Genomic DNA, 22,295 nt, shown 5'->3' with positions numbered 1-22,295 from the left:
GTTCAGTCCTCCATCTCGCGTCCGGTTAGCCGCAAGAACACATCCTCGAGATTGGGGGGACGCTGCAGAAGGCGCAGACCCGCGCGCCCGCGTAGCTGCACCAGCACCTGCTCCGGATCGGGTGCATAGCAAAAAAGCGTCTCACCGCTCACCTCGATGCGCTGTGCGTACGGCCGGATCAGCGCACCCAGTTCATGCGGATTGCCGCCGTAGACCTCGACCACGTCACAGCCGATCTGCTCGTCTATGAGTGCGGACGGGCGGCCTTCAGCGATCTTGCGCCCCTCCTCCATAACGCACAGCCGATCGCACAGCCGCTCGGCCTCTTCCATGAAATGGGTAGTCAAAAGAATAGTCTTGCCCCGCGCCAGCAGCGATCGCAGCCGTTCCCAGATCAGGTGGCGGGCCTGCGGATCGAGGCCGGTGGTCGGCTCGTCCATCACCAGCAAGTGCGGGTCATTGATCAGCGCACGCGCGAGCGTCAGGCGCCGCTTCATGCCGCCGGACAGTTCGGCGACGCGCGCATCCGCTTTGTTCTCGAGGCGGGCGAACTCAAGCAGCGACGGTATGACCGCTTCGATCTGGCGTCTGCTCATCCGGAAGTAGCGCCCGAACACCAACAGGTTCTCGCGTACAGTGAACGCGGTATCAAGATTATCGAACTGCGGGACCACGCCGATGCGCATACGTGCCAAACGCGCGCGCGCCGGCACTGGAGCGCCGAGCACAGTAATCTTCCCCGCATCAGGCGATGTCATGCCGAGGACCATACGCGCAATCGTGCTTTTGCCCGCGCCGTTCGGTCCCAAGAGCCCGAAGCATTCCCCCGCCGTAACGCGGAACGACAGCCTGTCGACAACGAGCTTGTCATAAGTTTTGCTTACGTCAGTAAGATCGATCGTTACCGTGGACATGGGTTCATTTTACCGAGAGCGTCGCCACGACTGGCGGTTGCTGTTGCCTGCCGGACCTGAAACTGTGACTCGTCTTCGCTATCCCAGCCGTCGATAACGAACTGATCGACATCACAAGGATTTAGCCCCTGTTCCGCCAAAGCGGCGACAATTGCGTCGAGATTATCGATGGTTTGATAACGCGGATTGTTGTGCCGCTTTTCCTGCTCAACGCAGAAGACGAGCCGTCCATCCTCGACAAGGGCGATCGCCCCATCATGGGTCAGCTTGGTACCACAGATGCGCATAGTGTCTCCACGTTAACGGCGATAGATTCGATTGATCAGGAAGCGGAAAGCGGGTTCCGGAAACGGACGAGCAAGCAGTCTTCGTTGACCGACTCGCCCCGACACTCAAGACGCTCTACCTCGATCAACGTTTCGTTCAGCATGGCGATGACCGGCTCAGCACCAGCGGCGTGACCCCAGCGACGGCAATTAGCATCCCTTGCCGATCCGAAGATCAGATGCCCGCCTGGCGCAAGCACCCGCACCAGGTTTTTGACGGCCGCGCGCATCTCGGCTATGTCTTCGAGGTAGTATAGGACCTCCGCCACAACGATCAGGTCAAACAACTCGTCGGTCGAAAACTGTTGAACATCGGAGACTATCCAGTTGATGCGCGACGGCTCCTTTATCCGTTGACGTGCTCGAGCAATCGCTTGCGCCACGACATCGATGACGGTGAGCCCTTGGCAGTAGGGGGCTAGTTTTTCCGTGAATGCGCCGGCAGCGCACCCGACTTCGAGGGCATTTGTAATGGAGCCTTGGGCAAGCGCCAGCTGGAGCATTTCCGTGTGGCGCTCCCGCTCGAACGGATTGCCGTCGAGGCGCCACGGATCGTCTGCGGCCAATTCCCGATCGAGCAACTGATGATTCATGTTCTGGGTCAAACTCGTCCACCTCTCGTCTACCTAGGTAATTAGCGATCACTCGTCGCCGCAGATGTTGCTCGACAGCGCTAATCCCGAAGAATCCGCGCAAGATTGAGCCTGCGAAGCGGAGCCGCATGCGGTGAGAATTCTGCCCTGCTTGATCCAGTGATCGGAGTTTGGGTGGGGGCCTGTTTTCCCCCAGTGTTCGATGTAGCGACAGCAGAGCTTCGCGACAGCCAATCGCTATTGCTCAATGTACACAGCGCGTAGGCCTTCAAGGGAAGTAAGAGAAAGATGTTGATGAACGTGTGCAGGGAAAAGCCCAGAAATCGAAACTGTCGAGCACGAAATGCTACCACGCTGCATCGGAGCATGGTCATGGACACAATCATCAGTCCTGTCCACCAAGGCACAGTGCCTGTCAGTGCGAAATGTGCGAGGCCCGTTAGTACCGATAGGGCGAGGAGTAGCGGCCCGAGATTCTGTCCGACCACGTCCAACGTGAGATAGCTATTGAGGCCGGGCAGCAAGCGCAGCCCAAGCAGCGTGTCCCGGAATGTGCTTCGTGCCCAACGGAGTTGTTGGCGCAGATACGGTCCGAGTCTGTTCGGAACGACTGTGGCCGCGATGGCGCCCGGAACGTACTCGGTTCGAAAGCCTGCTTTCAGCATGAGGATAGTGAGATGGCGATCCTCCCCGAAGTCGCTTGGCTTGCCCCGAAAAAATTGCGACTCGTACTGGTCCAGTAACAAAAGGAGCGCAGACCGGCGGTACATGGCACATGGGCCGCAACAGCACATAACGGCACCGAAGCGAGCCTGTGCCGCGCGCTCCTCGTTGCAAGCCAGCCAGTACTCCATGTCTATCAGCCTTGTCAGCCAGCTCTCGCTCCGGTTACTGGCAATCAACTGACCCATGACTGCGCCGACCGCTGGATCTCGCATCTTCGGTACAAGCTTGGTGATGACGTCGGACGCGAGTATCGTGTCTGAATCAACGTTAAGCACCAAATCCCCGGATGAGCGGCGTATCGCGGCGATCTGCGCCTTGCGCTTTCCAACATTCTCGGGAAGCAAAATGATGTCGAACCTAGGGTCGCGCGCGTAGGTTTCGTGGACAGTTCCTACGGCTTCGCGATTTCCAGAACCGTCATCAACCACATAGACCCGAAGTCTTCCGGCGTATTCTTGGTCTGCAATGGACGCCAGGCACTCTGAAAGCGTGCGCGGATCCTCGTTGAAGCAGGGGACGATGACATCCACGCTGGGCAGTTGATCGGAGCCGACGAGATCCTCCAACGCCGATGAGTCGTTTGTCGGCAGAGCATAAATCCCCTGCATGCTCTTATAAGCAGTCGAGAGCAGTGCATAAAGCGAAATGGCCACAGTGCTGGTTGTACCAAGAAGAGTCATGGGATCTCGTTTGTTCAGTGATGTTGAGGAAGTGAGCGGATTACAAATCCGCGCTCATGAAGTGCTGGAATCAGACGGGACAGCGCCGTGACCGTCTGGTCGCGCAGACCGGCGTGAGCGCCCTGGCTCAACTCGCCGGGAGGGCATCCGTCGTGCAAGAGTACGATTGCGCCCGGCCGGACAGAGGCGAGCACGGTATCGATAATCGCGTCGACCCCAGGGCGAGACCAATCTCGAGGGTCGACGGACCAATGGAGGGCCGTCAGCCCGGCGATCTGTGACGCTGTGAAGATTTCTTCGCTCCAGGCGCCGTAGGGCGCGCGAATATAGCGCACCGAGGCCTGAGGGCACGCCCTCATGATGGCGCCGTTCGCTTCAAAAATCTCACGTTGCACTTCGCCGAAGCCGCATTTGTACAGATCCGGATGAGTCATCGTGTGGTTGCCTAGCTCGTGCCCTTCTGCAAACATTCGTTGGATTAGATCCGGGTGCTCTAAGGCGTAGGCGCCGATGACGAAGAAAGTCGCCGGCACCCGCTGCTCTGCCAACACATCGAGAATCTCCGGTGTGAAAAGTGGATTGGGACCGTCGTCAAACGTCAGATAAACGCTGCGACGGCCGGTGCCGTCAGAGCACTCACGGCGCACTTCGTACAAGCAATCGGGACGGCTCATAGCTCTGGTCCGTTCCGATCGATCATCGTGCCCGTGGGCCATTCGCTGATCGGCCGTCCAACTGGCAGAACAATGGTGAGTGCGTCATCGATGCGTGTGGGCGGCAGGTCGAGGCGCGCCTCTGGTCGGGTGGAGCGCACGCGAATTCCCGACAAAACGGCCAAAGGGCTGTATCGCCGCGCGAACCTCTCAACATGATTCCGCAGCGCGTCCCGGACGGTTCCGAAAGCGAATGGAACGCCAAGCTCCTGCAGTATTGGAAGCATGACATGGATTGAATGGGCGATTCCGAGACCCTCAAGATCCGGACGTACCCCGTACAGGCCCAGCTCAGCCACCAACAGATCGACCGCGTCAACCTTGATGAAACGGCGCAGTATGCCCATGTGAGCCGCTACACCGCTCGAATCATAGGCGATTGCGCGGAGTTCAGGCCTGGCTCCGGCCCAGCTTCGACTACCTTCGAACGGTTCTGCGTTGGACGCCCCAGTCGGCCCGTAGGTATTACGAAAGAACTGGGCGAGCTCGACGTGGTCCGAGAGCTGCAACTCGTTTTCCCAGCACAATTTCCACTGCACCTGAGGGCGCATTCAGGACCTCTCTTCAAAATGGTTTCTTGCGGGCCGCATTACCCGGCCAAAGCGGCGGCGTTGTTGGCTGCACTCAACCGTTGTCGTTAGCGACGGTGAGCCAGCCGGTGGGGCTCGCCAATGAGCTCTCTCGATGTTCCCGCCCGTGTGGCGGCGCCGTCGATTTGAGCTTGACGTCGGTCATTTACGTTCCTCTAATGCATGGTTCGTAAATTCGTAAAATTGATTGTTTAGATGATGCCCATCCACACGCTGGATAGATCAGGATATGCGGTTTAAGGGGCTGGATCTGAATCTCCTCGTTGTGCTGGACGCTCTGATCAGGGAGCGTAAAGTCACTGCCGCGGCCAACAGTATTAATCTGAGCCAGCCGGCCATGAGCGCCGCCGTCGCTCGGTTACGCGCCTACTTCAGCAATGAGCTATTTACGATGAACGGCCGCGAGCTCATTTTGACACCGCGCGCGGAGGGGCTTGCCCCAGCAGTCCGGGACGCATTGCTGCACATCCAGCTATCGATTATTTCCTCCGACGCCTTTAACCCAGCCCAATCGGATCGTCTCTTCCGAATCATGCTTTCCGATTACCTCACGCTCGTGCTTTTTAAGAGGATCGTAGAGCGTACTGCGCGGGAAGCTCCCGCCGTCCGCTTCGAATGTCTGCCTATTTGCGACGACCCCGAGGAGCTTCTCCGGCGCGGCGACGTTGATTTTCTGATTATGCCGGAAGTGTTCATGTCGAAACATCCTCGCGCAGCCCTGTTCGAAGATATGCTCGTATGCGTAGGCTGCGGCACGAACAAGCAGCTGTCAGAGCCACTTACATTCGAGCGATACTTGTCGATGGGGCATGTCGTGCTCAAATTCAGGCACACCCGGCAGCCCACCATGGAGGAATGGTATTTGCTCGAGCACGGGTTCGAGAGACGTATCGAGGTCGTCGTACAGGGCTTTAGCCTGATCGCGCCGGTCCTATCAGGCACCAACCGCATCGGGACCATGCCCTTACGGCTGGCGCAGCATTTCGCAAAAACAACACCCCTGCGGATTGTCGGACTTCCGCCGCCACTTCCTCATCCCGCATTCACGGAGGCCGTCCAATGGCCTGCGCTTCACAACACTGATCCGGCAAGCCTGTGGATGCGGGAAATGATGTTGCAGGAGGCATCTCGCCTGGCGCCTTTGCTTGAAAGCTATTGAGCGTCTCGGGCACGACCATCCGACCTTGCAGTTTAAACACCGCCCGCAAGAATATGTCATTAATCAGCATGTTAGGCGCGCTCCGGCGCGTGTTACCACTACGTTTTGGGGGTGATCTCAGGCGAGTTGTTCGTCGAGGTTGTGTGGCAGAGCGATGCCAGCTGCCTTCAAAACGTTGCCCACTTTGGCCGTGACGTGGTGGTGACGACGCGAGCATCCTTTTCGATGGTGGCTTCCTGGAGGCGGTCGCGATCGCGTAGGAACGGTTGCCATTCGGGCGTCAGGCCTTTGGCCCGGCAGAGCGGCGCAGTTCCTTGCTGAGTACGAGGGCCAGGAACGAGCAGAACACATGTCCGGGTTGGTACTGAATTGACTGCCGCCTCCGATTTCGCGTGCGAAGTCCCAGAAGGTGTTTAGCCCCACTCAAATGCCAACTTTGCCGGCCATGCCCCGGCTTTTCACGCGGCCAGGCGAGGAGATGGCGGTCGACGAGGTCGATACCAATGGACTGTGCCGGCCTCGCTCGGCTACTGGCGTGAGGCATCCTTGACGACACCGCCCTGCACCGACAACGTCGAGATGTTGGCAATGAAGCCGGTCGAGGTCGACGCTGCGGATGTAGGCAATTTACCTCGCGCTTCGGGCTGAACGCGCGGCCGATCCGTTCACCCAATCGGCGCTTCATCCTGGGCCGCGGCTGAGGCCTGTGGGGTGCGGCTACCCCGCGTGGATGGGATAATCAATCAACTTTCTCTCATTCATGAAAGGAAACTCCCCGCTTACGATAGAAGCCATCAGTTTCATATATTTTCCGGCAGATGGATGTCGAACGGCAGAAATGTCTGTCCTGGTGTTTCAGCAGTGCCGGTCTCGATAGCCCGCGTCATCAGCGTTATCAGCTCCTGGGAAAGCCGGCGCATTGGCGTGGCGACCGCCATCGTGATGATGTTATCAGCGAGTGCCGCCCGAGATTCCGGCGTGATTTCATTCACGATCGCGACGAGATCGCGACTTTTACCCTCTTCCCGGACCGCGGAGATGGCGCCCTCCATGCCGCCCCCGGCGACATAGAAGCCGACGAGCTCGGGTTCCCGCTGCATGAGATCAAGCGTTGCCTCGTAGGTGACCTGCCGTTTCTCCAGGTTCACAAGCGGATCGAGCACCTCGAACGTCGGCGCGTTCTCACGGCAATAGGAGCGAAAGCCGACGTCACGGAGCTCGTGCCCCTGGAAACGATGGCTACCGACAAACACCGCCACCTTGCCGGGCCGTTTTGCGACCTTGGACACCATCCAAGCGGCCGTGCGCCCCACCTTGCGGTTGTTGAGGCCGATATAGCCCTGTCGCACGCCGGCGGCGAAGTCGGAAAGCAGCGAGAAAACCGGAATGCCTTTGGCCTTGAGGTCCTCAACCGCTGCTGTAATTTTTGGGTGGTCCGGTGCCACCATCGCGATCGCATGGCAGCGTGCGCCCAAATCCTTGAGCGGTGCGATTAGGTCGCTCGGCATATGTGACGGGGCGAATTGGATGAGCGGAATGCCGTGGAAGGACTGGGCCAAATTGACCGACGCTTCGACCTCGCGCGCAAAGTCTTGGTAGAAATGCTGGGCCGGTTTTCTCAAGATGAAGCCCAGACGGTAGCACGGTAGGTCTCGCCGCAAGCGCTGCTTGATGAGCCCGGCAGCATGATAGCCGATCGCGTGGGCGGCGTCGTGGACCCGCCGCGCGGTCTCCTCGCGCACCGGATGGCGGGCGTTCAGAACCCGATCGACCGTTGCTACGCTGACTCGGGCTTCGCGGGCGAGATCGGTAATTGTGGGGCGCTTGGTCATGGGTCCTATTCTGATTGGTTTTTGACGCAGGCTGGCTCTCTGTCACCTAGCGCGATTCGACAATGCTTTCGGGTGGGCAAAGTGAAGACGCCCGCATACTGAATGATCGACAGCGTATTGGACTACTCCAGACGTAGACCGGCCGGGTATAACGGAAGGTTCATTCGCTTAGGGCGGCGATGATTTGCACTCACACATTTAGCGCTTCTGATACATGGTCCGTGAGGCGCCGTTTAGAGCCTGCGAGTCGATCGTTCAGGTCATGTGACCAGCTTGGCGAAACCGGTCGCGGTGCGTCGCCCTTACTCGGCGGAGGATAGCCGGTTTCATGCCTCGGCAAGCTGATGACCGCAGAAGGCGGCTTTCATCTGCGCTTGGTCCAATTCTCCTTCCCAGCGGGCGACGACGAGGGATGCCACTGCGTTACCAACGCAATTCGTCAACGCCCGGCATTCGGACATGAAGCGGTCGATGCCGAGTATCAGGGCCATCCCAGCAACGGGAACACTCGGAACTACGGCGAGCGTAGCAGCCAGGGTGATGAAGCCCGCACCTGTCACACCTGCAGCGCCCTTGGAGGAAAGCATCGCAACGAGCAGCAGCAGCACCTGATCGCCCATTGACAGATCGGTGTTCGTCGCCTGCGCGATGAAGAGGGCCGCCAGGGTCATGTAGATATTCGTGCCGTCCAGATTGAACGAATATCCGGCCGGGATGACGAGACCCACAACCGAACGCCTGGCGCCCGCCTTCTCCATCTTCTGCATGAGCGAGGGGAGCGCGGCCTCCGAGGAGGACGTTGCGAGGACAAGCAGCAGCTCTTCCTTGATGTAGCGAATGAGAGAACAGATCGAAAAGCCGTTGTAGCGGCAGACCGCGCCGAGAACCCCGAACACGAAGAGGAAGGCGGTGAAATAGAACGTCGCGACCAGCATCGCGAGGTTGACGACCGAACCGATGCCATATCTGCCGATGGTGAAGGCCATTGCGCCGAAAGCGCCGATCGGCGCGGCTTTCATCAGAATGCCGACGAGCTTGAAGACAGGCGCGATGAGCGCCTGAAGGAAGGAAACGACAGGCTTGCCCGTCTCTCCGGCCATCGCGAGCGCCATGCCGAACAGAACCGAGAAGAACAGCACCTGCAGGATGTCGCCTTCCGCGAAGGCGCCGACTATCGTTGGCGGGATGATGTTCATCAGGAAGCCGGTGACCGACTGCTCGTGGGCCTTTGCGGCATAGGTATTCACGGCCTGGACATCGAGCGAGGCCGGATCGATGTTGAGGCCGGCGCCAGGCTGGACGACATTGGCGACGATGAGGCCGACGATCAGCGCCAGCGTCGAGAAGGTGAGGAAATAGACCATTGCCTTGCCGGCGACCCGGCCGACCTTGTGAAGATCGTTCATGCCGGCAATGCCGGTCGCAATTGTCAGGAAGATGACAGGCGCGATGATCATCTTGACCAGCTTGATGAAGGCATCACCCAGCGGCTTCAGGCTCTCGCCGGTCCCCGGATAGAAATAGCCAATTGCGACGCCGAGGGCGATGGCGGCAAGCACCTGCGCGTAAAGCTTGGCATAGAAGGGTTTGCGGGGCGCGGGACTCGCGCCGCGGACTTGTGCAGCTGACACTGTTTCTCTCTCCCTGACCGGATCGAGGTGGCGTGACTTCTCCCGGGCTTCTCCCTATCGCGGCGCTCCGGTCGAACGCTGCACCAACGCCGCCGCAATACCCATGCCAAATGGATCCGCATGACCTGAACTGACGTTGGCTCGCCAATGATGGGATGAATGCGGTGGCACAAGACGGGAATGACAAGGCCGCCGTCCAGCACGCGCTTGATGTTCTCCGGCAGATTGCCGGTCGATCTCTCTGGCTTGCGGTTTTGCTGCACATCGTGGTGGGCTCCTCGGTTTGCCGACTTTGGGAAGGGCCGCATCGCTGGCACCAGAGCGGAGAATTGCCGTGTTCTTTGCCGCGCTGCCGCTGCAGCGACAGCTTGAAAGCGACGTCGAGACGTAGGGATTGACGCCGCTGGTGCTGACCGCGACGATGCGGTTCAGAAGTTCCGAGCACCGCCGAAAAAGCCGCGCTCGACCGCCAGCTTCGCGCCTTCACACGCGATGCCGCCGCCTTATCTCCGTCATCAATATCGAGGAAATGGCGGTTGCCGCGACCGACCAGTGTCGTCGGCAGTGATTATCGCTCCCGCCCCTGGTTCGCAGGCGCTGGTGACTGGCACGGCCCGGCAACTCGGCGCGGTCAGCCGCTCGGGCACGGCATCGCCGGCGCCGTATTTCTGTCGTTCAACATCGCCGACAAAAATTAGAACTGATGAATTCTATCATAGGCCGCGAGGTTTCCTTTCACGAATGAAAGAAAGCTCGATTGACTATCCCGCCTCGCTCCAGTCTTTTGAAAATCAACGTGTGGTTGCCCCCGTGCAAGCCGAGAACGTGGCCAAGCTTCGTGGAGGGAGAGCCAAGCGATGCGTCAGGGGTCGACCCGCTTTGCACTCGACCGCACGGCGGTGGAACGAGTTCACGTCAGAGCATTTTCGCGCTTGCCCGCGACGTCGCGGGCGCACATGCCGCCGGCATGCATTTCATGGCGCGAGATCGAGGATCATATGCACCACAACATTCCCAAATCAGAACAAAATGCCAGCGAGTGCCGCATTTCGCTTCCGGATGCGAAAAGGGCTTACCCAAAGTCCGAGATGAACACCGCGGTCCCTTTTGTGCCATCGCACGAGCACGCGCTTACCGGCATCTTCGAAATATCGAAAGTACTCACCGACCCCGCCCGGCTCGAAGTCACGTTGGCCAAGGTCGTCGATCTCCTGCCCTCGTTTGTGCAGATGCGGCACGGCATCATCGCTCTCTTCGACGCTGAGGGCGTACTGGACATCACCGTAGTCACCGGCTGCGACGAGAACAGCGATGAGCGCTCCCGGATGCGCCTGCCGCGCAAGGCAATCGATCTGATTGTCACGACGGACACGCCGCTCGTCGCCGAGAACATAGCGGTGCATTCGGCCTTCACTGCCGCTGACATAGAGGTGCTTGGGGCCTCCGACACCGTGTCCTTCATCGGCGTTCCCATTCGTGTTGATGGGAACGTCGTAGGCACGCTGACTATCGACCGCGCCTTGGACACCAGGTCAACGTATCGGCTCGATTATGATGTCCGGCTGCTCACCATGATAGCCAACATGGTGGGACAGACAGTCAAGTTGCACCGCTTCTCCGCGGGCGACCGCGAACGACCGACGGAGGTGGAAGATCGGCTGCAAACGCAATTCTCTGATGTCAAGCACCCTGCACCGCAGCGCAAGAAGGTTCACGTCAAGGGAATGATTGGCGACAGTCCGGCGCTAAGCGCGCTGCTCGAGAAGATCGCAGTGGTAGCTAAGGCAAAGACCACGGTTCTGTTGCGAGGCGAATCCGGTACCGGGAAGGAGCTGGTCGCGAAGGCAATTCACGAGTTGTCGCCGCGCGCCAAGCGGCCCTTCATCAAACTCAATTGTGCAGCGCTGCCAGAGACAGTCCTGGAATCCGAATTGTTCGGTCATGAGAAGGGTGCCTTCACAAGCGCGTTCAATTCCCGCAAGGGTCGCTTTGAGCTCGCCGACAAGGGGACGTTGTTTCTGGATGAGATCGGCGAGATCTCGGCCTCCTTCCAGGCAAAGCTACTGCGCGTGCTGCAGGAGCAGGAGTTTGAGCGCGTCGGCAGCAACCAGACCATCAAGGTCGACGTTCGCGTGATTGCCGCCACGAACAGGAACCTTGAAGAGGCGGTTGCAAGGAATGAGTTCCGCGCCGACCTATATTATCGCATCAACGTGGTTCCCTTGCTGGTGCCGGCGTTACGCCAAAGGCGCAGCGATATTCCGCTCCTCGCAGCTGAGTTTCTCAAGAATTTCAACGATGAGAACGGCCGTACGCTGACCTTCGATCCGCGTGCGATTGAAGTACTGATGAAATGTGAATTTCCCGGCAACATTCGCGAGCTTGAAAATTGCGTGCACCGGACAGCGATCCTGGCGGAGGGACGATCAATCGGGAGAAACGACTTTGCGTGCTCCCACGACCAATGCTTTGCCGAGGCGCTGCGGAAGAGCAGATCGGGCAAGGCCGCGCTGCAACCAGCGCCAATCCTCCCAGAGGCAGTGAATCCGGCCACGCCGCCGGATGCGGCCGCTCGTTCGGCCGCCACCACAGTCCCGCCTGCCGGAGCAACCCACTCATTGGGCGCGAGGACCACCGACGCCGAGCGCGTCATTGCTGCCATGGAAAGATGTGGCTGGGTGCAGGCAAAGGCGGCGCGCCTGCTTGGACTGACCCCGCGCCAGATTGGCTACGTGCTGAGGAAATACGGCATCGAGGTCAAGCGTCTGTGAAAGCATGACTCAGGCGGATTAGCTGAGACCGCTTAGCGGCTTGGCCCGCGCAGGGATGCAGATCCGCGTCCGCGTCAAGTCGATCCGACCGAGGACAGCCTGGCCGAAATCCCGTGGCAGCCGGCGTTGCGACCATCTTGTGAAAGGCGACGCTGCCATCGTCAATCCGTCCGCCATGTTGCTCTCGTTGCGAGCTCATACGGATGCCCTGTGCGACTGAAACGGAGATAAAATATGTCCGATGCAAAACTGCAAGCTGTGCTTTCGTCTCTTCCGCAAGGGACGCGACAGTTAGATGCTCTGCCGTCCAACGGACCAGCGCCGGACAGAAGTTTTGTCAAGCTGAATACGAATGAGAACCCGTTTCCGTTGCCGCCAATCATAATGCAAAGTGCAGTGGCGGCCCTCAATCGCCAGTATCTGTATCCGGACGACGATAACATCAGCTTGAGGGAAGCAGCGTCCAATACCTATGGCGTATCCACGGATCAGGTCATCGCAGGCAACGGGTCGTCTGAACTGCTCGGACTCATCTACAGAGCTTTCCTCGCCCCTGGCGACAAGGTGGCGATGATATCGCCAGGGTTTTCGTTCAACCGCAAACTTGCCATGTTGCATGGTGCTGAGTTTCTCGAGATCGGATGTCAAACTCATTCGCTGCCAATGGAGCAATTGCTTTCCGGTCCGGCAAAAGACGCCAAGTTCATTCTGGTGGCCAATCCAAACAATCCGACCGGAACATTCCTCTCGATAGGCAATATCGAACGCCTCGTGGCACAATCGGATCGCCTGGTCGTCCTTGATGAGGCCTATGTCGACTTTGCACCCGATCACGGGCTGCGCCTCATCAACCGTTATTCGAACCTTCTGATCTTGAGAACATTTTCGAAGAGCTATGCCGCCGCCGGCATTCGCGTCGGTTTCGGTTTCGGTCACCCTGAGATTATTGGCAGGCTGCGCAACATCCAGAACGTCTTCAACATGAACGTGATCGGGCATGCGGTTGGTATCAGCGTGCTTGCGCATCGCGGCGCCTACGCAGAGAACCACAAGCACATCAGACATGAACGACAGCGAGTGACAGCCGCACTGTCGCAACTTGGATTTTCCGTAACGCCCTCCCACGCAAATTTCTTGCTAGCCCGTGTGCCAGCGGGACAGGACGGCTCATGGTGGCAAGCAGCCTTGGAAAGGCAAAAGATACTCGTTGCCTACTTTCCGGACAATGGTTTGGAACATTGCATCCGCGTCAGCATCGGCACAAAAGAGCAATTGGATGCATTTCTTGCTGCCGCTCGCGATATAGTTGGAAGCTTAAACATACCAAGCACCACGGGCAGGGGAGCGTCAGGCTCTGCTCGTTCGGTACGCTGACGCTAATCCGATATCACACATTGCTATGTTTAGACTTGCTTGGTCGCCCAAGCACGACAACATTTTTCTTTAAAATCGGGGACAATATCGAGTGACAAACGTCTTTCCTTCAAACCTAGCCTTCGGCATCTTCGATCATCTGGACGAGGACGGCCTCGATATCGCCCGGCAGTACGAAGATCGCCTGATATTAGCAGAGGCGTGCGATCAGCTAGGGTTCTATGCCTATCATCTCGCAGAGCACCACTGTACCCCCCATGGGAGAGGTCCATCGCCGAATCTGTTCTTATCGAGCGTCGCCCAGCGCACCCGGCGCCTGCGTCTCGGACCCTTGGTGATGCTGCTTGCGCTTTATCATCCGCTGCGTGCGTTCGAAGAGATCTGTATGCTGGACCAGTTGAGCGGTGGCAGGCTCGAACTGGGCATAGGGCGCGGTGCTCTCCCGATCGAATTGGGTTACTTCGGGATTGGTGCGGACGCGGTGCCGGGCCGCTATGCGGAAGCCAGCGAAATTCTTGTTGAAATACTTGTTAATGCCATGAAGGTTGGCACGCTGTGCTATCAAGGCCGCCATTTTGAGCTCAATGACGTTCCTTTGACGCTAAGACCTCATCAGCGTCCACATCCGCCGACATGGGTCGCCGCCAATCGACCCGAGTCCGCAGCCTGGGCCGCTGCGAATGGAGCAAATATCGCGTGTGTAGGACCTTCCTCTTCTGTTCGCAAAACTACTGATGCGTTCCGCGCCTATCAAGAGAACAACACTGGCGCGGGCGATCGAGCGCCATTTATTGGATTGCTCCGCATGGTCGTGGTTGGGCGTTGTGACACACATGCCTATTCGCTCGCGGCACCTGCTTACGAACGATGGCTCAAGAGCTTCCAATTCCTTTACGAGCTTAACACTATCCCCACTCCACCCAACCTGCCGCTGACCTTCGATGCGGCAGTCGAGAGTGAATTGTGCGTGGTAGGATCAGCAGCGTCTGTGCGAGAAGCTCTGCTCAGTCAGTTGGAAGAGGCAGGTGCTAACTACCTTCTTTGTCAACTGGCATTTGGGAATCTGCCGCTAGATGCTTCCCTATACACCGCGACGACCATTCAATCCGAAATCATGGCTCGACTTGGCTGACCATGAAATTCGCGGTCTGATCCGAAGGTAAATCGTTGTAACAGCGCTCCCTCACATTGCTCGAGCGTGCACGTGGTGGGGATTGGGAAATCGTGAGGGAGGCCAAACTGACGACGAGCCGGCGGCACAGATTACCAGGTTTGTGCGTTGGCCGGCATCTGGGCACGGTGTGAGACTGCACGATCCTAAGGAGATGATGGCCGAGCGCGTCACGATGCCGGCACGCATCTGCTCGTCGCGCTCGCGCTAGTCGTTGCCCATAGCCCGCCGCAAGAGGTTCTTCTCGACCGGGGCGGCGCCGGTGGCGGCTCCCGCATCCAGCTTCATCAGCGGCTCGGCGGTAGCAAAGCCGTCACTCGCTACGGCGCTGTTGAGGGCGCGCTCGCGAGCGGCTTTGCTACGCCGAGCGACACCACCTGGAGCGAGTTCGCCCGATGTCGCGGCGTGCACCGCGGTCGGATAACGACGCTGGAGGAAATCGTTCGCAGCCGGTCTTCACGATCCGCGCGAGTGCTTTGCATGAATGCTGCCTGCTTCCTCGTCTGCGGCGGCCTGAGTGTCCGCCGGCACGCCCGAGGTCAATGTCAGTACCACAAGGCCGCCAAGACGTCAGGTCTGGGAGCCGGCTTGTACGGTCGTATCGTGTTCTGGAATATCGTCAAAGGAGGCGTAGTTGAGATTGTAGAGTTTGGAATACAGGCCCCCCATGGCTAATAGCTGATCGTGGTTGCCAGTCGCAATAACTTGGCCATTCTGAAGCACGATGATGCGGTCGGCACCCCGGATCGTGGCAAGACGGTGGGCGATGACGAGGCCAGTGCGCCCTTCAAGCAGCTTTATCAGAGCCTTCTGAATCTGCATTTCCGTGTAGCTGTCGATGTTGGCGGTAGCTTCGTCGAGCACGAGGATCTTGGCGTCGGCGACGAGGGCGCGGGCGAAACTGATAAGCTGGCGCTGGCCGAGAGATAAGTTGTCGCCGCGTTCGCCAAGTTGGGTCTCATACCCGTCGGCGAGGCTCATTATGAAGTCGTGGGCGCCGACCGCCTTGGCGGCCTCGATCACCTTGTCGCGCGTGGCTTCCGTCTTGTGGTATCGAATGTTCTCGAAGACCGTCCCGGTGAACAGGAACGGCTCCTGCAGCACCATGGCGACCTGGCGGCCGAGCGATTCCTGGGTGAGATCGCGCACATCATGTCCGCCGACCAGCACTTGGCCCTGCTGAACATCATAGAAGCGGTGGACCAGGGCCATCGCGCTCGATTTGCCAGAACCGCTCGGCCCGACCAGTGCGACCGTCTCGCCGGGATTGACCCGGAAGGAGACATTTTTCAGAACCGAACGGTTCGGATCGTAGCCGAAGGTGACGTCCCTAAACTCGACCGAGCCGTCCATTTCGGGCGAAAGCACCTCGGCATTGGGTTTGTCCTGAACATCGATCTTGACGTCGAGCACATCGGTCAGGCGCTTGCCTGAGGCCATGGCGCGCTGCATGATCGAATATTGCAGGGTGAGTGAGCGGATCGGGTCAAAGAAGCGCTGGATGTAAAACAGGTAGGCAACCAAAACCCCCACATCTATGCGGCTATTCACGACCATCGAGCCGCCGACCACAATAACGGCGGCCAAGGCGAGGCCGGTGAGGCCATCGACGATGGGCAATATCGCCAGTGCATATCTGGCAGCGATCAGTTGGGTCCTGAGGTTGGCATGGGCCCGGTCGTCAAAAAGAATGAAATTCACCTGCTGGCGATCCATTGACTGTATGGTCCGCACGCCGTGAATGGCTTCGGCCAGCGCGCCATTGACGACGGAATTGGTTTCGTGTGCAGCCATGAAGGCGTCGCGGGCACGTGGCAGCCAGACAATGCGGACGATCACCAGGATCGGCAGAACCGAGAGCGTCAGGAGGCCGAGGCGGAAGTCGAGCCACAGCATTACGAAAACGATGCCGAAGAGAAGCGCAACATCGCCTACGGAATATACCGAGGTTTCGAGGAATTCCTGTATGGAGTTAACGTCGCCTTGCAGGCGCGACATGAGGCGCCCGACCTCGGTCTTGTCCATGAAGGAGAGCGAAACCTTCTGCAGATGGCCAAACATGGCGCGGCGGATGTCGAACAGGACAGTTTCGGCCACTTTCCCAACCACGGTTTCCTGCATGTAGCCGGCAGCGAAATTGACCAAAATCGCCAAAACGAACGCGCCGACGGCCGCAAGCTGGGCTGAGCGATCGGTCCTTGCCGGGTTCATGCCCTGGTCGATCGCGTAGCGGATGATCAACGGGATGAGAAGCTGCGTCCCGGTGAAGATCAGCATTGCTGCAATCGTGATGACTACCCTGGCCCGATAGGGACGGACGAAGGCCCAGATGCGCCGGAGGATGCTCTTGTCGAAAGCCCGGCCGAACATCTCCTCCTCGATGCGGTGCGAGCCGACAACCGCGCGCGGAGGGCGTCTGCCGTCGTCACGTTCGGCTTCGAGTTCGCCGGCGCGGCGCTGCGCCATCAGCGGGCGCCCCCATACTGGGTCATAATGCTATCACCCGGGCGCGTCTGGAGATCGTAAAGGGCCCTGTAGCGTCCCCGCTTCGCCAGAAGCTCTTCATGCGTGCCGCGTTCTACGATTTCGCCGTTATCGACAAAAAGGATTTGATCGGCATGCATAAGCGCACTCAGCCGGTGCGCGATGATGATCGTCACCCGATCCTTGGCGAAGCGCCGCATCGCCGCGCGAATGCGCTGCTCGGTGCCGGCATCGATCGCGGCCATTGAGTCGTCGAAAACGACGACAGAGGGGCGCAGCATCATGGTGCGAGCAATCGTGAGACGCTGGCGCTGGCCGCCAGAGAGAGAAACGCCGCGTTCGCCCACGACCGTCTCATACCCTGCTGGGAGCCCGAGAATGTAGTCGTGGAGCTGGGCGAATTCGCCAGCGTGTTCAATTCGCTGTCTCTTCGCCCAAGGATCGCCATAAGCGATGTTGTTCTCGATCGTGGTGGTGAACAGGAACGCATCCTGCTGTACAACCGCGACCGCCTTGCGAAGGCTCTCGAGGGTGACATTGCGTATGTCCTGGCCGTCCAAAGTGATGGCGCCACCGGTCACGTCGTAAAAGCGGGGGACCAGATGAGCCATCGTCGATTTGCCGGAACCCGGCGGACCGACGATCGCGATCGTCTCGCCTCTGCGGGCCTCAAAGCTGAGGTTCTTCAGAATGGCGCGGTTTTCGGCGTTGGGGTACGCAAATGAGACATTGTGGAAGCGCAGAGTGCCGTCGCTTATCTCAAGCGGTCTGGCCTCGAGAGCATCCCTGATTGTGATCTCCTGATCGAGGAGACCGAAAAGCCGCGAACCGCAGCTAGAAGCGCGGGCAAAGGCATTGACCATGAGGCCGATCTGGCGGACTGGCATTTGCAGGATGGTCATGAAGGTCAGGAAGGTCGCCATGGTTCCGACGCTGATCTCGCCAGCGACGAGCTTGTTGCCACCGATCCAAAGCACCAATCCCATTGCGAAAAAGAAGGACAAGGTCATCGCCGACGTGCTGGGTACGTAGATGTCAACGAGATCGTTGGCGAGGCCGAGCGCGTTCTTGGAAGCGCGGTCGAACTTCAGCATCTCATAGGATTGAGCCGCAAAAGCGCGGACCACGCGGATGCCTGCGAGATTTTCCTTCATCACGCGGCTTAGTACCGAAAGGCGCTCATAGAGGTCGAGCCAGGTGGCGCGCAGCCTAAGCTGTGTGGTCGATGAGCGCCAGGCGACAAAAGGCACGAAGCTCAGCGCGACCAGGCCGAGCATGGGATCGGTCGAGATCATCATGTAGGCGCCGATCCCGATCAGCATGGTGAGCAGGACCACGCGAACGAGCGCGGTAGAAAAATACATCCGCACGCCTTGGAGATCGAGCATTCCGATGGTGATCAGATCGCCTGAATGGACCCGGTCGTGAAAGGAAAAGCTGAGACGCTGGATCTTGTCGTAGTAGGCGAGCCGCAGTTCGTACGCGACATGATGCCCGACGGCTTCGGCAAAATAGTTCTGCGCCATCGTGAAAACGCCGCGCAGCGCGCTGACGGCGAGCAGCAGGAGAGCCGGGGCCCAGAGCGCTTGTCCTGCCGCGCTCCCCGCGACACCGCCCCCGATAACTGTCTGGGTCTGGTCGACAGCCCGGCCGAGAAGCTGGGGAATGAGCAACTGGAGGATTGCCGCCATGATCGTCGAGCCCATAGCGAGGGCAACCTGCCACGGATGGCGCAAATTCATACGCGTGATGCGCAACAGCGTACTCAAATCCCGGCCCCAGCGCGCCGCTTCCACATCGGTCAACGAATTCAGAGCGTTCGTTGCGCTGCCGATAGCATCACTGCTCACGGTTGATTCCCGACTGCATTTTGCGCCTTCGAGGCAAGCCGAAGGACCAATCATCAAAGGGGCCCGCCATTGTTAATCCTGTCCACCACCTGCAGCAGGGCGCGTTCCTATAAGCCGAGCCGCGGCTTCACCTACTGGCATGTCGATCACCGTGATTCCGCTTGCCGCAAGGAAACGCGCTTCGTTTCTGGTCAGCGTTTCCGCGTCCATTACCGCGCAATATGGACCTCGGGAGCGCTTCATGATCTGCCTGGCGTAGGTGCGCAGCATCTGATCGTTGAAGCGGCAGCCAACGAAGAAAAATCCGCGGGTGATGCGGCGTTCCTTCACCACGTCTGGGATCGGTGTCTGGATATCGATTTCGGTCAGGACTTCGACATAGTCGGAATCTGCGACGAGAAAGTTTTGCGCCGGCCTAATACTCCCGTGAGGTGTATAGAGAACCGTCTTTGCCCCCGATCGGGGGTCGAGTTCCCTCCCGGACAAATCGTAGGTTTTCGTCCAAATGTTACCGATTTCGTTCGCCCGCGTGACGCCTTGTATCTCAACGACGTCCGTTCGGCCGGTCTCTACGAGAGCCGTGCGCATCGCGCCGTCGTACCAGCTGTCGACGATGAGGGAGAGCGGCAGCCTTGCGAGCCAGCCGTGGAGGAGGGTAGGCGCCACCGGCGCTGCGAATATGTCGGTCATCCAAGCTTGAAGCGTCCGGCGATGCCGGCGCTGTTCGATGAACTGCGCAACCGACCACATATTGGTGCGGATCCTGGAAGGGGCTGGCGCCCGTGCATTGAGTGCCGCGGCAACGACCTCGGGCGTATGCGGCACAGGCGGTTCCGCACAGTTGAACCCAAGAAGACCCGGACCGAGATAGGGGATCACCTGATCGGCGGCGAGCGCTTCCTTCGCCAGGTCAAGCAGCTTTTCGGCAAAACTGTCCCGCACGATGACCAGGTGGCCCGATGTCAGGATCGTGTTCATGCTCGTTTCCTCGCGACGCACCTTATGAACGGGCAGCATCAGTCCTCTTCGGAAACCTTCCTTGCCTCGACGGTGATCGGCAGACGCGTATCCCGTGGAAGATCGGGTAGGAGGAGCCGCCACCCGTTCCTGAGCGTCACAGTTCCGCCCCACAACTCTTCCTTCTCGAGCTTGATGATCGGCTCTTCGAGGTCCTTCTTCGGGACATACGCCGACAAGCCAGCATCGGTCCTGCGGATCATGACTTTCATCTGGCCGTCCCTTCATTGGTATTGCTATCAGCACTGCAGGGCACCTCGGCTTTGTCGAGGCTCATCAGTTCACGCGCTCGCATGCCGACGACTGTGCCACGGTCGATCCATTCGACCGCATAGATGAAGAACTGCTGGAGAAAGGTGCCAATGTCGCGCACATATCCCTCGTCGCCCTTCCGCACGAGATTTTCGCCGATCTCCCTGCCAGGATAGGTGCCGTCATTCTTTATGTGGCGAGTGGCACGTACCCGCTCTCCCGGCATGAATCGTGGAGGCCTGCGGATTTCGACCTCCTCTTCGCGTCCGAGCGACATGTCCGTTCCCTGATTTCTCTTGAGGCTGCAGATTGTGAACAAAGGCGTTCCAGGCGTCCTGCGAAGGCATCCCCGGCCATGTCGGCAGCCCAATGTTCGTCACGCAGGAACGCAGGTCTTCGGCACCGGGCATACCGAGGCACATTGCTGCGCATCGAAGACCCCCTCGCACTCGGTGCACTTTTGCGGCTCGATCACATAGCTCTCGCCTTTGAACTTGATCGCGCCGGAGGGACACTCGAATTCGCAGGCGCCGCATTGGGTGCATTGGGATGCGATGATCTTGAAAGCCATTTTAACTCCTGGTCCGAATGGATGAGACGCGCTCAGGCCGTCGCCGCGAGTGCGGGGGTCCCAGACGCGGCCGCGTAAATCGCGCTGATTGCGGTCTCGATATAGTCGTGGGCATATGCGTCGGTGGCTTGGATTCCAGCGTCGGCGAGCTGATCCTGCGGGCAGTTTCCGATCTTGGCGCACAGCACGATATCTATGCCTTCAAGCGCTGCGATGACGCCATCGAGGGCGGCTTCTCCGCCCCAGCCGCCGAGGCAATACTGCTCCACCTTCCGATGCCCGACAAAACTGATCCCTCTCGGCGAGGCTTGATAAACCTGGAATTCCTTCGCATGGCCGAAATGTTCATTGACGCGGCCGCCGCCCTTGGTCGCCACCGCGAAGAGAAGGGACTTGCCGGGGCTCGCTGCCTTGACCAATCCGATTGCTTCTCTCCTAGCCGCCACGTGATCACGGCGCTCCTCCGCGACCAGCTCCCGATAGGCCTTGCGATTGCTGGCATCGTAGGTGACCTCGCCGGGAATCCGCTCGACTGTGAATTCCTGGCCACGATCCTCACCGAGCAGGCCGACGGCATCTGCCCGGCACTGCCGGCAGTGGCGCATCAACTGGGCGCCGCCTTCGACACGATCCTGAAGAGCCTTCATCTCCATTGCGTTTGGGCCGCGTTGCCCGCTCAGTCCGTAGTGCGTGCCGTGCGCCGGGTCCGAAATCAGCGGCATGAGGTTGTGCAGGAACGCGCCTCGCTCCTTGACCCATCTATTCACCTTGATCAGATGCTCATCGTTCACGCCGGGGATCATCACCGAATTGATTTTGGTGAGGATGCCGCGCGCGGTCAGCATCTCCAGACCCAACATCTGCCGCTCGTGCAGGATCCGGGCGGCTTCGATGCCGACGTAGCGGCGATGGTCGTAAAAGATCCAAGGATAGATCTTTGCACCGACCTCAGGGTCGACCATGTTGATGGTGATCGTCACGTGATCGACATTCATGCCGGCAAGCTCATCGACATGGTCCGGCAGCGCGAGCCCATTCGTGGAGATGCAAAACTTGATGTCTGGGATTTCCCTGGCAACTCGTTCGAACGTTGCCTTCGTCTTCTTCCAGTCGTAACAGGCATCGCCCGGTCCGGCGATGCCGAGGACGGAGAGTTGCGGCACCTCGTTGGCGACCGCGACCACCTTGCGTAGCGCCTGGTCGGGTGTCAGCTTTTCGGAGACCACCCCAGGCCGGCTTTCGTTGGCGCAGTCATATTTGCGATTGCAGTAGTTGCACTGGATATTGCAGCCGGGCGCGACCGCGACGTGCATGCGCGCGAAATAGTGATGCGCCTCTTCTGAAAAGCAGGGGTGATCCTTGATCTTGTCCCAGACAGCCGGATCCGTGTCGTCCGGCTTTATCGACGAGCCGCAGGACGAAGACGCGCAGCCACCGGCTTGCACGGTGGCAAGCAACTGGTCATCGAATGTCGTGCTGAGGCTCTCAAGCGAAATTGCCGGTGCGGACATCGAACGGCTCCGTTGCTGGGTGAATGTCGCAGTTCAAACCGCAAGAGCTATGCCAGCTCAAAGAGCGGTTTTGGTTCACGAATTGGCTTTCGTGTCGGATTCCGTCGGATTGCTCCGACACACCTTTGTC

19 protein-coding genes and 2 pseudogenes are annotated in these 22,295 nt (G+C 59.1%); 4 read left to right on the top strand and 17 right to left on the bottom strand.

Going from position 1 to position 22,295, the window contains the following annotated elements; all coding sequences use genetic code 11:
* Positions 1–2: 2 nt before the first annotated feature.
* The 6 genes and pseudogenes from nodI to NKJ40_RS14985 form a co-directional block, all read right to left on the bottom strand.
* A complete protein-coding gene (gene nodI, locus NKJ40_RS15010) occupies positions 3–914 on the bottom strand; it encodes a nodulation factor ABC transporter ATP-binding protein NodI (RefSeq protein WP_352466668.1) in 912 nt (303 codons plus the stop codon).
* 38 nt (positions 915–952) lie between these two features.
* Positions 953–1,201 (bottom strand): annotated as a pseudogene (locus tag NKJ40_RS15005) (carbamoyltransferase N-terminal domain-containing protein); the annotation flags it as partial.
* A 35-nt stretch (positions 1,202–1,236) separates the two neighbouring features.
* The gene (gene nodS / locus NKJ40_RS15000; protein WP_352466712.1) at positions 1,237–1,833 is read right to left on the bottom strand and encodes a nodulation methyltransferase NodS; all 597 of its coding nucleotides are present in this window, start codon (positions 1,831–1,833) and stop codon (positions 1,237–1,239) included.
* 80 nt (positions 1,834–1,913) lie between these two features.
* Positions 1,914–3,239, bottom strand: coding sequence for a chitooligosaccharide synthase NodC (gene nodC, locus NKJ40_RS14995; protein WP_352466667.1), 1,326 nt, complete (start codon positions 3,237–3,239; stop codon positions 1,914–1,916).
* 14 nt (positions 3,240–3,253) lie between these two features.
* A complete protein-coding gene (gene nodB, locus NKJ40_RS14990) occupies positions 3,254–3,913 on the bottom strand; it encodes a chitooligosaccharide deacetylase NodB (RefSeq protein WP_352466666.1) in 660 nt (219 codons plus the stop codon).
* Positions 3,910–4,503, bottom strand: coding sequence for a NodA family N-acyltransferase (locus NKJ40_RS14985; protein ID WP_352457034.1), 594 nt, complete (start codon positions 4,501–4,503; stop codon positions 3,910–3,912). The genes nodB and NKJ40_RS14985 overlap by 4 nt, the downstream gene beginning before the upstream one ends.
* Positions 4,504–4,771: 268 nt before the next feature.
* On the opposite strand from NKJ40_RS14985, the gene NKJ40_RS14980 reads away from it, so the two are divergent.
* Positions 4,772–5,701, top strand: a complete 930-nt coding sequence (locus tag NKJ40_RS14980) for a LysR family transcriptional regulator (protein WP_352457033.1) — start codon at positions 4,772–4,774, stop codon at positions 5,699–5,701.
* 117 nt (positions 5,702–5,818) lie between these two features.
* Here the strand turns inward: NKJ40_RS14980 and NKJ40_RS31920 are convergent.
* From NKJ40_RS31920 to NKJ40_RS14970, 3 genes and pseudogenes are all read right to left on the bottom strand, one after another.
* Positions 5,819–6,056, bottom strand: a pseudogene (locus NKJ40_RS31920) (IS1634 family transposase); the annotation flags it as partial.
* A gap of 445 nt (positions 6,057–6,501) precedes the next feature.
* A complete protein-coding gene (locus tag NKJ40_RS14975; RefSeq protein ID WP_352466665.1) occupies positions 6,502–7,533 on the bottom strand; it encodes a LacI family DNA-binding transcriptional regulator in 1,032 nt (343 codons plus the stop codon).
* Between the two features lie 326 nt (positions 7,534–7,859).
* On the bottom strand, positions 7,860–9,164 hold the full coding sequence (locus tag NKJ40_RS14970) for a dicarboxylate/amino acid:cation symporter (protein ID WP_352466664.1): 1,305 nt from the start codon (positions 9,162–9,164) through the stop codon (positions 7,860–7,862).
* Positions 9,165–10,162: 998 nt separating this feature from the next.
* Between NKJ40_RS14970 and nifA the strand changes: the two genes are divergently transcribed.
* The 3 genes from nifA (at position 10,163) to NKJ40_RS14955 (ending at position 14,441) form a co-directional block, all read left to right on the top strand.
* Positions 10,163–11,935 (top strand): nif-specific transcriptional activator NifA, encoded by a 1,773-nt coding sequence (gene nifA, locus NKJ40_RS14965; RefSeq protein WP_502903713.1) that lies wholly within the window; start codon positions 10,163–10,165, stop codon positions 11,933–11,935.
* A 234-nt stretch (positions 11,936–12,169) separates the two neighbouring features.
* A complete protein-coding gene (gene hisC, locus NKJ40_RS14960; RefSeq protein ID WP_352466663.1) occupies positions 12,170–13,309 on the top strand; it encodes a histidinol-phosphate transaminase in 1,140 nt (379 codons plus the stop codon).
* A 91-nt stretch (positions 13,310–13,400) separates the two neighbouring features.
* Positions 13,401–14,441, top strand: coding sequence for an LLM class flavin-dependent oxidoreductase (locus NKJ40_RS14955; protein ID WP_352466662.1), 1,041 nt, complete (start codon positions 13,401–13,403; stop codon positions 14,439–14,441).
* Positions 14,442–14,687: 246 nt separating this feature from the next.
* Here NKJ40_RS14955 and NKJ40_RS14950 read toward each other — a convergent pair whose 3' ends face one another.
* The 8 genes from NKJ40_RS14950 to nifB form a co-directional block, all read right to left on the bottom strand.
* Entirely contained in the window at positions 14,688–14,891 is a 204-nt protein-coding gene (locus tag NKJ40_RS14950) for a hypothetical protein (protein ID WP_352457028.1), read from the bottom strand.
* 159 nt (positions 14,892–15,050) lie between these two features.
* Positions 15,051–16,946, bottom strand: a complete 1,896-nt coding sequence (locus tag NKJ40_RS14945; protein WP_352466661.1) for an ABC transporter ATP-binding protein — start codon at positions 16,944–16,946, stop codon at positions 15,051–15,053.
* Positions 16,946–18,814: an ABC transporter ATP-binding protein gene (locus NKJ40_RS14940; RefSeq protein ID WP_352466660.1), complete on the bottom strand. Its 1,869-nt coding sequence runs from the start codon at positions 18,812–18,814 to the stop codon at positions 16,946–16,948. The genes NKJ40_RS14945 and NKJ40_RS14940 overlap by 1 nt, the downstream gene beginning before the upstream one ends.
* A gap of 72 nt (positions 18,815–18,886) precedes the next feature.
* A complete protein-coding gene (locus NKJ40_RS14935) occupies positions 18,887–19,792 on the bottom strand; it encodes an SIR2 family NAD-dependent protein deacylase (protein ID WP_352466659.1) in 906 nt (301 codons plus the stop codon).
* Positions 19,793–19,830: 38 nt separating this feature from the next.
* Positions 19,831–20,043 carry a putative nitrogen fixation protein NifT gene (gene nifT, locus NKJ40_RS14930; protein ID WP_023678250.1) on the bottom strand — a complete coding sequence of 71 codons (213 nt, stop codon included), beginning with the start codon at positions 20,041–20,043 and terminating at the stop codon, positions 19,831–19,833.
* On the bottom strand, positions 20,040–20,360 hold the full coding sequence (locus tag NKJ40_RS14925; protein WP_352450751.1) for a nitrogen fixation protein NifZ: 321 nt from the start codon (positions 20,358–20,360) through the stop codon (positions 20,040–20,042). The genes nifT and NKJ40_RS14925 overlap by 4 nt, the downstream gene beginning before the upstream one ends.
* A gap of 99 nt (positions 20,361–20,459) precedes the next feature.
* Entirely contained in the window at positions 20,460–20,654 is a 195-nt protein-coding gene (locus NKJ40_RS31915; protein WP_023678248.1) for a 4Fe-4S dicluster domain-containing protein, read from the bottom strand.
* Positions 20,655–20,686: 32 nt separating this feature from the next.
* Positions 20,687–22,165, bottom strand: coding sequence for a nitrogenase cofactor biosynthesis protein NifB (gene nifB / locus NKJ40_RS14915; RefSeq protein ID WP_352466658.1), 1,479 nt, complete (start codon positions 22,163–22,165; stop codon positions 20,687–20,689).
* Between the last annotated feature and the right edge of the window lie 130 nt (positions 22,166–22,295).

This window comes from Mesorhizobium sp. M0119 (genome assembly GCF_040322615.1).
Lineage (GTDB): Bacteria > Pseudomonadota > Alphaproteobacteria > Rhizobiales > Rhizobiaceae > Mesorhizobium.
Note: the sequence above shows the minus strand (reverse complement) of the source record. Positions and strands in the feature narration are given on the sequence as shown.